Here is a 12173-nt window from a genome sequence, read left to right on the forward strand (position 1 = left end):
GGCGACTGACGTGCCAACGGTAACCGCGACCGCTACAGCGATTGCAACCGCGACCGCAACGTCGATTGCGACCGCAACGGCAACCAACGTACCGACTGCAACAGCCACGGCAATTGTAACTGCCACGGCAACGGCAACCAATGTGCCAACTGCGACGAGCACCAACGTGCCAACCGCAACGAGCACCAACGTACCAACCGCAACGAGCACCAACGTGCCAACCGCAACGGCTACGACTCAACCAAGCCCATTCAAGATTTTCTTGCCAATCGCAATGAAAGGCGAATAAATCTTCGTAAGCTCAGCCGCCCTGTTTGTTCAACAAACAGGGCGGTTTTTTTATTAAGCGAGATTTTTATGATACAGTTCGAGATGCGGTGAGAATGGTTCTCAAAATCTATTTAGGAGGTCTTTGTGATCGATCGTATGTTCCTTTCGCCGACTATTCACATGCATATGGGGTCGCTTGTGATCATAGTTAGCCTTTTGGCGATGGGTTATACCTGTTGGTTGGCTTGGAAAGGTAAGGAGCTTAATCGCTGGGCGAATGTGGCGATTATTAGCATGCAAGTCGCGATTATGATTCAAGCACTGTTGGGGATTAAATTGCTTGATCAAGGGCTTGGTGTCGTGCAGTTATATATTCATTATGTCGGCGGGCTGGCTCCACTTTTCTTTTGCTCGCTGTTTTATTGGATTCCGATTGCGCGCCCGAAGATCAAAACCCGTTTTGCAGCAGCCGTCACAGTTGGCTCGTTTTTGTTTGTGATTATGACCTTTACAATTGGCCAAGCCTATGTGCGTGGCACAATTTAATTGATCATCAGCCTCTCGTAGCCGCAAAACTATGAGAGGCTTGCTTGATCTTAATCCTTGGCTAAATCTGTTCGAGTTGGCTACGGGTGCGCTCATTGTTCAAATTGCCAGTGTTGAGCGTGGTTGCTGGCTCGAACATCATCAACCAAACTTCTTCGGTTTCGGCCACCGGACAATGCTCGACCCCACGAGGTACAATCAACATATCGCCTTGATTCAGCACTTGGTCCCCATCACGCAGTTGCATGCGCAAGCGGCCTTGCACCACGAAAAATAATTCATCTTCATGCTCGTGATGATGCCACTCAAAAGCGCCTTGAAGTTTTGCCACCTTAACGTGTTGGCCGTTAAGATCACCGATCACCCGTGGATTCCAATAATCGTTGAAGTGAGCGAATTTCTCAAGCAAATTAATCACTGAAGGCATAGGTTGGCTCCTTAAAACGAATGCGCTGCTTAAATAATAACCCGACTGACCCCATTTAGGATCAATCGGGTTGCTGATTGAGATTAATGCTATTTAGATTGTTGGGCAAGCGGCAAGTATTGGGCTGCTGAAGCTGGTTTTTGCCAAACTTCAACATAATCAACTTCGAGCAAGCCATTGCCCGCCACAATACTATCGACGGTTGATTGTTTGATGCCGAAGTAGGCACAGCCTGCTGGTAATGGGTTGCCAGTGCAGCCATTGTAGCCAGCGGGATATTCGCCGCCCAAAGCCAAGTTCAAGATGAAGAATTTGGGATTGTCATACGTCCATTGGCCATAATCGGCGATGATTTGGGCACGGGTAAAGCTCAGAATTTCGCGATCGTCGACGAACCATTTAATAAAGGTTGGGTCCCATTCGACAGCGTAGGTGTGCCAATCGCCCGTTGTTTGGCCTGCTGGTAAATTGACCAAGCCGCCAGCCGAGCCAGCACCCCAATAGCCTGGGCCATGCAATGCGCCTGATGTCCAGTTGCCATAGCCAATATTTTCCATAATATCAAGCTCGCCGTTGCCGGGCCAGCCAACTTCATTAATATTTGCGCCCATCATCCAGAAGGCTGGCCAGTAGCCCTCGCCAACTGGCATTTTCATACGCGCAACCATCTTGCCATATAAGAAGCTTTGGCGGCCTAAGCCGAAAATTCGGCCTGAGGTAAAGGGATAGCCATTGGCGGTTTCTTTGCGAGCTGTGATTTTCAAGGTTCCGCCGCTGACCGCGACGTTGTTGCTGGTATATTGCTGCTGCTCGCCATTGACATGCACATCGTTATCGTAGGCCCAATTGCTCATGTTCAAGCTGTTGCCATCGAAATTTTCAACCCAAACTCGGCTATAGCTTCCAGTCAATGGCGTAGGCGCTGGATCGTAGCTTGGGTTGCCTGCGTTGCAGCCGTAGACTTCCAATTCCCAGATTGAATAGCCATATTCGGTGGCTTTTTTGGTCATATTGATGCGCAAATAGCGGCCAGTAACTGGGTTCAGATTGTAGTCGTTGCTGGTTTGGGTGTTGCCAACCACGCTACGCAGCGTCGTCCAATTGCTGCGATCATTCGAAATTTGAATTTGATAATCGGCAGCGAAGGCTGATTCCCACAAAATGCGCACGCGATTGATTATGGCATTGCTTGAACCTAAATCAACATACAACCACGCATTAGCTGGGCCGCTTGGATACCAAAGATGGCTCCAGCGTGTGGTCGTGGCGTTGCCATCAACAGCTTGGGCCGGAGTCGAAGTTTTCGATTCGTAAAACCAAGCATAGGCTGGTTTGTTCAAGGCAATGTTGCTCGAAGTTGGGCAGCTATTTGGAATGGTGGTTGGTTGGGCGGTGGGCTGAGCCGTCGGTTGGGTCGTTGGCTGAACTGTTGGTTGGCTGCTGCCACTATAAATCTCAACCTCAAATAACGAAATACCATACGCTGTGGCGCGAGTGATGCTTTCGATTCGCAAATAACGGCTTGTGCCACTGATGCTCAAATCGTCAAGATTGCCATCGCTGTTGCTGATGGTTTGAATTGTCGTCCATGTGGCGGCATCGTTGGAGGTTTGGATGCGGTAGCTCGTGGCGTAGGCTGCTTCCCAACGCAAAACAATGCGATTGAAGCTTTGCACACTGCCAAGATCAACCCGCAACCATTGGCCATCGGCAAAACTGCTGCTCCAACGGGTATTGATATTGCCATCGACAGCATAATTGGCTGCTGTGGCCGCATTTTCGTTGCTTGAAGCAAGTGTTGTTTTGTTTAATGCAAGATTGCTGCTATCTGTAGCGCCATAAACCTCAAATTCAAACAGCGAAATGCCATAGGCTGTGGCGCGAGTGATACTTTCAACCCGCAAATAACGGCCTGTGCCACTGATGCTCAAATCGTCAAGATTGCCATCGCTGTTGCTGATGGTTTGAATCGTCGTCCACGTGGCGGCATCGTTGGAGCTTTGGATGCGGTAACTGGTGGCGTAGGCTGCTTCCCAGCGCAAAACAATGCGATTGAAGCTTTGCACACTGCCAAGATCAACCCGCAACCATTGGCCATCGGCAAAACTGCTGCTCCAACGGGTATTGATATTGCCATCGAGTGCCAGTGCCGCGCCAAAATCAGCATTTTCGCTGCTTGAGGCCAGCGCCGTTTTGCCCAGCGCGATGTTGGTTGCGGCAAACGTGCTTTGGGGCTTGCCCAAAAACAGCATTGGTCTGAGCAGCAAACAGGCTAATAAAGCCAAGCGTGATCCACCACCAGCAGAAAATCGTCTCCTTGAGAACATTGTTGGTGCTCCTTTGATCAAAAGACCAATACTTATTCCAATGAAATTAATTAAAACACGTTAAGATATGCGCATGCAAGAGTTTTAATCAAAGATGACTTGAAATAGCTGTTTGAATAGCTAGCTAGCGCTACCTTTTGCTTTATCGGCGTGTGAAAGGAGTGTTATGGATAGCTACGATAGTGTGGTGATTGGCAGCGGACACAATGCCCTGATTGCAGCAGCCTACTTGGCGCGGGCAGGCAAATCGGTGTTGGTGCTCGAAAACAACGATCGCCTTGGTGGGCTAGTTCGAACGGAAGAATTAACCTTGCCTGGCTTCAAGCACGATGTCTATTCTTCGGCGCACCCACTTTTTACCACCAGCCAAGCCTATGCTGAGCTTGGCGCTGAGTTAACCGCCCGTGGTTTGCGCTACATTAACACCGATATTCCAACTGGTGTATCGTTTAGCGATGGCAGAACCGCGATTTTACCTCAAGCCTTCGAGGCTGTTTTGACCGAGGCTGAGCGCTTAGCAGCGGGCGATGGCGCAATCTTTGGCCAAATGCTGGCTTCATTCAATCCCTATGTTGAGGATGTGTTTCGCTTGTTTGCGATGGATTTGCAATCGCCCACAGCGCAAACGATTATTCAACGCTTGTTGCGTGGCGAAGCTGGCTATTCGCCATTTAGTAAGTTGCTGTTTGAAACGGCGCGCCATGTGGTCAGCCCATTTCAATCGCCAGTGATGCAGGCCATGCTTGCGCCATGGGTGATGCATCTTGGCCGCAATCCCGATGAAATTGGCAGTGGTTTGTGGGTTTATCTGATTGTGTTGGCGACGATGGGCGCGGGCATGGCCACGCCTGAAGGTGGCAGCGAGCAATTAGCCGTGGCTTTGGGCCGTTTAATTAGCGATCATGGCGGCGTGATTCGCACGCAAACCGCAGCCACGCGAATTGTGCTGGATAATGGCAAAGCCAGCGAAGTGCATACCAATAGCGGCGAGGCCTTCAAGGTGCGCGAGCATGTTATTGCATCGGTCAATCCTGATCAATTGTATTTGCGCTTGTTGGCCGACACTCCATCACCAGACCATGTGCTCCAGCAAGCCAAAAATTATCGCTATGGGCGCGGTTGCGTGCAAATTCATTTGGCGCTCAGCGAGCCGCCGCGCTGGCCTGATGCTCGCTTCAATCGGATTGGCCAGCCGCATCTAACTGATGGCTTGAATCAATGCACCTTGGCGGTTGCCCAAGCAATGGCGGGCTTGCTGCCGAGTAATCCGACTTTTACTGTTGATTGCCCAACCAACCTCGACCCAAGCCGTGCGCCAGCAGGCAAGGCGATTATGCGGGTGCAAGTGCTCGAAGTGCCATGTCGCCCGCTTGGCGATGCTGCTGGCCAGATTGCGGTTGGCGATGGCACATGGACAGGCGATTTGACCAAGCGCTTTGTTGAACGGATTTTGGCAATCGTTGAACGCCATATTCCCAATATTCCGTCGAGTGTTTTGGGCATAAACGTGATTACGCCAAGCAGTTTGGCCCAATTTAGCCCCAACCTTGGGCCTGGCGATCCCTATGGCGGCGCACACGATTTGGCGCAAAGTTATCTGTTGCGGCCAATGCCAGCTCAACCAAGCCACCAAACCTTGGTGCCCAATATCTTTATGCTTGGGGCTGCAACCTGGCCGGGCCATGGAATTAACGGTGGTTCTGGCTATATTGTGGCTAAGCAGCTGTTAACTTAATTGGCTCGACGGCGCTGCCGCTGCCAACTAATGCCATGCCAAACAGCACGCAAGCAGGCTAACCATGCGATGCCGCCAATCCAGCCAGCGCTAATATCGGTAGGATAATGCACGGCAAAAACGACCCGTGAGATGCCAATTAGCACAGCGATTGCTGCCAAACCACAAATAATGCCCAAGCGCCGTTGTTGGTGCTGGCCATAACTGAGAGCAATTGCCAAACTGCCGTACCATGCTGCTGCTGCCATGGCATGGCCACTGGGAAAGCTATAGGTGCTAATCTGGTAGGCTGGCTCGAAGATGCTGGGGCGTGGTCGCTCGAAGCCCTGTTTGAGCACCGTCATCCAAATTGCTGCCCCAAGCAGGGCTAAGACGATTAAGCTCAAGCGACTGCGCCATGCTGCTGGCTTGCGCCGATACAGCCAATAACCAACGAGCAGGGTTTGGAAACTTAAGCCATAGAGCGTGCCAATCCACGTTGCCAAATAAAAAATTGGCGTGAGATAGGGCACGTGGCTACGCAACCAAAACCCACCAGCCAAGCCATTAAGATCAAATTGGTTAATATCACTATTAATAAAGCCCGAAAGCCACCAAAAAATGGCAATCAGGCCAGCAGTGGCAGCGGTAGAAATCAGGATTGCGCGCAAACCGCCGATTGCAGTTTCGGAAACATCTGCTTGCCATGTATCGTTGGTTGGTGATTGTTGCATCGAATTGAACTCCATTAAGCTAGCTGGTGGGCCTCTATAGCAGGCTTAAGGCCAACAAAAAACCACGGAGCCGAGGAATTGGCTCCGTGGTTGTTCAATACTGCCGAGTATGACTAGATCCGGCTGCGGCCCCAACCAAGGTAGAGACCTGCCCCGATTAGCACGATCGGCACCCATACCATACCAAGACTTAGTAAACCTGGCAAGGTGGTAATTGCGATGATCGTACCAACAACAAACAAAATCGAGGCTGGAATAAAGCCCCAAAAGCCGTTGGTGCGAAACAGTGGCTTACCAAGCAGGCCAATTGAGCCAAAGCCCAAGGCTAAGCCCCAAACAACCGACAATCCATTGGTAAGGTCGGCAAAGGGAATCCCAACCGCAAGTCCAGTCAGAATTGCCGCAGGAATGAAAAGCCCAAATAGGCGTTTGGCAAAGGCAAAGAAGAAGAAACAACTGGCAATCGTAAATAAGATCATGGCTGGAATAAATGCGTCGGTATCGATCCCAAAATCAGCACCGCCCATCAAACGAGCTAAAAACCATAAAACTCCAAACACAATCAAGCCAATTGCGGCAATCCCGCGTGAATCGCGTTGCGCAGTCAGTTGATCTAAAAGTTTGTTGCTTGGCGCTGGTTGATTGGTTTGATAGATCGGATATTGAGCTTGGGCAGCCTCGATTTGGCGTGCGCGTTCGGTATCGTGATCAGTATATGGTTGCATAACTTCCTCCTATGGTTTTGGCCTCGATTGGACGACAACACGTTCACAGTTGTTGCAGCACTGTGAATGAATATGAAATTTATTTGCTCTTTCAACTTGACGCTCTTTGTATAATAGCCTGCACCGGACGTTTTGGCTATATCCAGTTTGCTGATTAACTGCATTACGCTTAATTAGCGCTGTTTTAGGGATGTTATGCGCTTGAGCTTTGTTCGTTGGTTGCTGCTATTCAGCATGCTGGGTTTGTTTGGGCTTCGCTATTTAAAACCAATCCAAGCCCACATTGCTCCTCCTGTTTCCCATGCTCGCGTTGCTGCCAACCCAAATATGTTTAATTGGGATACGTTTCAGCCGATTCCCTTGGCTCGTTTTGAAGCTGGCGGGGCAATTGTTGGCGATAGCTTGTATGTGATTGGCGGGTTTTATACCAACCAAGTGCAAGCCACCGATACCGTTTTTGCCTACAATATCAGCACCAATCAATGGCGAATCTGCGCTAATATTCCCGAAGCGATCACCCATGCGCCTGTCGTGGCCGATGGAAATTTGATTTATGTGCTGGGTGGCTATATTGGCGATTCGCCAGGCGGCAGCACGCAGCATGTCTGGGTTTACAACACCATTACCAATGCTTGGAGCCGTGGCCCAGATTTGCCAGAAGATCGTGGCGCGGCTGGCGCAACCAAGTTGGGCCGCGAAATTCACTTTTTTGGTGGGGCGCATCGCCGCGATCGTCAGCTCGAAGAATGGGACAGCGACCAGCATTTTGTGCTTAATTTGGATAGCCAAGTTTGGCGCACAGCCGCACCCATGCCCAATGCCCGCAATCACCTTGGCGCGGCGACGCTGAATGGCTCTGTCTATGCAATTGGCGGTCAATATTTAGCCGCTGAATCGACCAGCAGCCAAGTCGAAGTTGATCGTTATGACCCCGTTACCGATAGCTGGACGCGAGTGGCCGATTTGCCCAAAGGCCGTGGCCATATCACCTCGTCGGTGTTTGAAGTTGATGGCCGAATTATGGTCGTTGGTGGCTCGGTCAATGGCGGCGATTATGGCTTAGCTTCTGCCGATGTGATGCTTTATGATCCTAACGATGATGTATGGATGAAATTAACCTCGATTCCCGGGGTGCGCAAAACTCCGGTGGGCGCAGCCTATGGCAATAAAATTTTGGTTACCACAGGCGGCTATGTGCCCAATCCTGAAATGTGGATTGGCCAGCTTGAAGATCATTGGGAACTGGCTCGAACCTTGCCAATCTCGCTGGGCGAGGCTTCTGGTGGGATTATTGGCAATAAAATGTATTTGGTTGGCGAGAGCAACGGGGCCACGGCGGCCTTCGATTTGGGGGCAAACTCGTGGAATGCTGGTTTGGCCCAACGCCCGTATAAAAGCCATAGCCACAGCGCCCAAGTTTGGAATCAACGGCTCTATTTGTTTGGCGGCGCAGGCACAAGCGCTGGCAAAGTCCAAATCTATCAACCTTCGAGCAATAGTTGGTCGCAAGGCGCAGCCATGCCATTTGCCACAATGGCCGCTAGCTCTGCATTAATTGATGGCAAAATCTATGTTGCTGGCGGAATTGTCAGCGGCAATACCGCAAATTATCATGCGCTGTATGATCCAGCAGCCAATACCTGGACTCCGTTGCCAACCATGCCCTTGGCGCGTAATGGCGCTGCCGGTGGCACTGATGGACGCTATTTCTACCTCTTTGGCGGGCGCGCTAGCGGCACAACTGGCGCGGCGAGCGCCGATGTACAAATCTATGACCCGCTTAGCCAAACTTGGACGAGCAGCCTGAGCGACCAGACAATTCCGCCGTTGCCACAAGCGCGCGCTGATTTGGGCCAAGCCATTTGGTACAAAGGCGAATTTTATCTGCTGGGCGGAGCTGATCAGTCAAGTGTGAGCGATCGGGTTGATGTGTATAATCCTGTGACCAAAACTTGGCGCAGCGTGGCGGCCATGCCCACGGCGCGCCAAGGCCATGCGCCAATGTTGGTTGGCGGGCGCATCTATGTGCCTGCTGGCGGAACCCAAGCGACAAGCAGCCAATCGCGCATTTTTGAGGTCTATAATCCTGGCGCTGCTTCCCAAGCGTCAGCAACGGCCACGCCAACCACAATACCGACCAATACTGCTACCAACACTGCGACAGCTACCCCAACCGCGCTACCGACCAACACGCCAACCAATACGGCAACCGCAACTAATACACCGACGAATACGGCTACGCCAACTGTGATGCCAACTAACACTGCGACAGCTACGCCAACTGAATTACCGACAGAAGTTCCAACCGCAACCCCAAGCGCAATACCGACGAATACGCCAACCAATACAGCTACGCCAACTGTAATCGCAACCAATACTGCGACGGCTACACCAACTGAATTACCGACAGAAGTGCCAACTGCAACGAATACCGAAATACCAACGAATACAGCGACAGCTACGCCAACCGAATTACCAACAGAAGTGCCAACTGCAACGAATACAGCGACGATTATGCCAACCGCAACGCTTGAGCCGACCCAGCCAACCAACCAGCTAATCCAGATTTATTTGCCGTGGGCAAGCAAATAGCTGCATGCCCTCACCCCAACCCCTCGCCCACGGAGCGGGCGAGGGGCTTTTTATTGTGGTTCTTGTCACAATTCGTTGGTAAAAATGGGTGCTAGGGGTGAGGGCATGAAAACCGCATTAGCCCAGTACAGGCTGTTACGAGCTTATTGAGTTTGGTGCAGAAAATCGAGCACCAGCTGATTGAATAATTCGGGATTATCCATGTTGGCGCAATGGCCAGCATTTGGCAAGCCATGGTGCTCAGTGCTTGGCTTACGCTGCTGCCATTCACGACCTGCTTGCACAATAACCGCCTGATCATGCTCGCCAACCAAAATCAATAATGGGTGCTTTGGTGCTGTTTGGTTTGGGTGCATGAGCTGATTCAATTTGCTCATTAATCGAAACGATGAGCGTGAAAAATGCTGCATGCGTTGGTAAAACAAGGTTTGGCCTTCTGGATACAACACGCTGGTTCGGGCAACATAACGCCGAAAACGTTCCATTGAGAACACCACCAAAAACACCCATTTCAGCATTTCTTTGCGTTGCGCCCGCATAATCGCTCGTTGATCGCCAAAAATGCTGTAGCCACCAACCACAATTAGGCTTTTGACTAAGGCTGGGTAGCGATAGCCAAATTCTTGCGCGATGAGTGAGCCAAGCGAAACCCCCAATACATGGGCTTGAGTCTGATTTTCTGCTTGCAAAATCGCTGCTAAATATTCTGGGGTCCGTTCGATGCCAATTAGGCTTTGGTTTGGTTGCGAACGGCCATGGCCAGGCAGATCGATCAAGATAACATAATGTTGTTTGGAAAACATTTCAATCTGCTGAACAAAACATTGATGATCACCAAATGCTGGGTGAATCAACACCAAACTTGGGTTGTTGGGATTGCCCAGCGTATAGTAGTGCAAATCAAAATCGTGCAACGCCATTATTTTGGCGTTTAGCGCATCATTCATGGCCAGTTTCCTCAAGCTTGGTTAATAATTGTTGATACCAATTGATACTGAAGTTGTAGTAGGCCACGCCATATTCTAAGGTAAGCCATTGAAAATCGGCGATCGCTTGTTGATGTTGGTCAACGGCGGTTTGTTCGCGTTCGCGCAACAAGCTATTGAGCTGGGCATGGACAATTTGCAAGCTTGTAAGATGTTCGCGCACCAGCCGAATGCGCTCGTTTGGGGTGAGAAAGCCCATAAAAAACAAGCGCGTTAAGGCTGGTTCTTTGACCTTCTCTTGGGGAATGGCACTTGCCAGCCATTGATCGAAGGCAATTTTTCCCACAGGTGTGAGGCTGTAGATTTTTTTAAATCGACCAGCCTCAATTTGTTCCTCTACAGTAATTGCTTGCTTAGCGATCAGTTTTTCAAGCGCGCTGTTAATGCTGCCAAAACTGGCGCTATAAAACAGCGAGATCGTTTCTTCAAGAATTTTCTTGATTTCGTAGCTGCTGCGTGGCTTGAGCAGCAATAAGCCCAAAATTACATATTCCATAATATATCCTTACGTGATATATCTAATAGTAATATTATTTTGGCAATTGTCAAGGTGTTAGGCGCGTATCAATAATTTGAAGCACCAATTCTGATTTGCTATGATCAACAGTGAATCTTGGAGCGAATTGCTTGTTATTTGGGAGGTTGCTATGGCCCATTCATCAAACATCAAACCAGAATCGTGGCTCGTTTCAGCGGGGCGTGGTTCGCAGCCAGGCGATCCCTTGAATGTGCCGCTTATGCCAGCCTCGAACTTTCTGATTGGCAGTGGCCGCGAATACTCGCGCGACGATGGTACGCCAACGTGGGAGGCGCTTGAAGCGGTGGTCGGTGGCTTAGAAGGTGGTAAAGCACTGGCGTTTGCCTCAGGCATGGCGGCGATTGCGGCAGTGTTTGATCAGCTGGCGGTTGGCGCGCTGGTGGTGCTGCCTGATGATTGCTATCAAAGCGTTGCTGGGCTGGCCATGGCTGGAGCTGAGCGTGGACGTTGGTCGTTGCAGCGGATTGCAGTTGATGATACTGCTGCGTGGGTTGTTGCGTGTGCTAAGGCCGATTTGATTTGGCTCGAATCGCCATCAAATCCATTGCTGACGGTTGCCGATTTAGCGGTTATTTGTGCTGCGCCGCGCAAAGCAAGTGCGATTGTTGCGGTTGATAATACTTTTGCAACCCCGCTCAACCAGCAGCCGCTTGCTTTTGGCGCAACTGTGGCCTTGCAGTCGGCAACTAAATTTATTGGTGGGCACTCGGATTTATTGGCTGGTGTTGCCACAACCAATGATCTTGGCTTCTGGCATGCGCTCAAAAAATCACGTGAACTAACTGGAGCAACGCCCGGCACACTTGAAGCGTTTTTGGCTGTGCGTGGCGCGCGTACTTTGGCGGTGCGGCTCGAGCGGGCGCAACAAAGTGCAATGCTACTAGCCGAGCGGCTTGAAGCCCATCCGCAGGTTATGCGTGTGCGCTATCCTGGTTTGGCCTCGCATCCAACTCATGCGACGGCGCAACGGGTACTCAAAGGTTTTGGCACGATTATTTCGTTTGATCTTGTGGGCGGAGCTGAGGTTGCCGATGCAGTTTGCAAGCAAGTGCAATTAATCCACCATGCGACCAGCCTTGGTGCAGTTGAATCGACGATGGAACGGCGGGCGGCAATTCCTGGGCAAGAGCATCTGCCGCCATCGTTATTGCGCTTGAGCGTTGGGATTGAGGATGTTGAGGATTTGTGGAATGATCTTGCAGCAGCGATCGCTGCTGCAACCAGCTAAATTTAATAGTGGGAATGAAGAGTTCCCTCACCCCCAACCCCTCTCCCGTGGCGCGGGAGAGGGGCGTTTGGTTCAGTGGTTTAAGC

General features: G+C 50.8%; 11 protein-coding genes. 5 read left to right on the plus strand and 6 right to left on the minus strand.

Annotated elements, in window-relative coordinates; all coding sequences use genetic code 11:
* Positions 1–289 (plus strand): hypothetical protein (locus ACFMKP_RS05005; RefSeq protein WP_382289626.1); only part of this gene is annotated, 289 nt, incomplete at its 5' end.
* A 179-nt stretch (positions 290–468) separates the two neighbouring features.
* Complete coding sequence (locus ACFMKP_RS05010; protein WP_382289627.1) at positions 469–816, plus strand: hypothetical protein; 348 nt, start codon at positions 469–471, stop codon at positions 814–816.
* Positions 817–877: 61 nt separating this feature from the next.
* Here ACFMKP_RS05010 and ACFMKP_RS05015 read toward each other — a convergent pair whose 3' ends face one another.
* Together ACFMKP_RS05015 and ACFMKP_RS05020 are read right to left on the minus strand one after the other, a co-directional pair.
* Positions 878–1243 (minus strand): cupin domain-containing protein, encoded by a 366-nt coding sequence (locus ACFMKP_RS05015; RefSeq protein ID WP_382289629.1) that lies wholly within the window; start codon positions 1241–1243, stop codon positions 878–880.
* A gap of 89 nt (positions 1244–1332) precedes the next feature.
* The gene (locus ACFMKP_RS05020; protein WP_382289631.1) at positions 1333–3570 is read right to left on the minus strand and encodes a discoidin domain-containing protein; all 2238 of its coding nucleotides are present in this window, start codon (positions 3568–3570) and stop codon (positions 1333–1335) included.
* Positions 3571–3736: 166 nt separating this feature from the next.
* Here ACFMKP_RS05020 and ACFMKP_RS05025 point away from each other — a divergent pair, with 166 nt between their 5' ends.
* The gene (locus ACFMKP_RS05025; RefSeq protein ID WP_382289633.1) at positions 3737–5305 is read left to right on the plus strand and encodes a phytoene desaturase family protein; all 1569 of its coding nucleotides are present in this window, start codon (positions 3737–3739) and stop codon (positions 5303–5305) included.
* Here the strand turns inward: ACFMKP_RS05025 and ACFMKP_RS05030 are convergent.
* Together ACFMKP_RS05030 and ACFMKP_RS05035 are read right to left on the minus strand one after the other, a co-directional pair.
* Positions 5302–6018, minus strand: coding sequence for a phosphatase PAP2 family protein (locus ACFMKP_RS05030; protein ID WP_382289634.1), 717 nt, complete (start codon positions 6016–6018; stop codon positions 5302–5304). The two genes, ACFMKP_RS05025 and ACFMKP_RS05030, sit on opposite strands and share 4 nt — an antisense overlap.
* 113 nt (positions 6019–6131) lie before the next feature.
* The gene (locus ACFMKP_RS05035; protein WP_382289636.1) at positions 6132–6743 is read right to left on the minus strand and encodes a hypothetical protein; all 612 of its coding nucleotides are present in this window, start codon (positions 6741–6743) and stop codon (positions 6132–6134) included.
* Between the two features lie 195 nt (positions 6744–6938).
* Between ACFMKP_RS05035 and ACFMKP_RS05040 the strand changes: the two genes are divergently transcribed.
* Positions 6939–9335 (plus strand): Kelch repeat-containing protein, encoded by a 2397-nt coding sequence (locus ACFMKP_RS05040; protein ID WP_382289638.1) that lies wholly within the window; start codon positions 6939–6941, stop codon positions 9333–9335.
* 143 nt (positions 9336–9478) lie between these two features.
* Here ACFMKP_RS05040 and ACFMKP_RS05045 read toward each other — a convergent pair whose 3' ends face one another.
* Positions 9479–10282, minus strand: coding sequence for an alpha/beta fold hydrolase (locus ACFMKP_RS05045; protein WP_382289640.1), 804 nt, complete (start codon positions 10280–10282; stop codon positions 9479–9481).
* Complete coding sequence (locus ACFMKP_RS05050) at positions 10275–10817, minus strand: PadR family transcriptional regulator (protein WP_204756066.1); 543 nt, start codon at positions 10815–10817, stop codon at positions 10275–10277. The genes ACFMKP_RS05045 and ACFMKP_RS05050 overlap by 8 nt, the downstream gene beginning before the upstream one ends.
* Before the next feature lie 151 nt (positions 10818–10968).
* Here ACFMKP_RS05050 and ACFMKP_RS05055 point away from each other — a divergent pair, with 151 nt between their 5' ends.
* Positions 10969–12087, plus strand: coding sequence for a trans-sulfuration enzyme family protein (locus tag ACFMKP_RS05055; RefSeq protein ID WP_382289642.1), 1119 nt, complete (start codon positions 10969–10971; stop codon positions 12085–12087).
* Positions 12088–12173 lie beyond the last annotated feature (86 nt).

Origin of the sequence: Herpetosiphon sp. NSE202, assembly GCF_042688385.1 — a bacterium.
Lineage (GTDB): Bacteria > Chloroflexota > Chloroflexia > Chloroflexales > Herpetosiphonaceae > Herpetosiphon.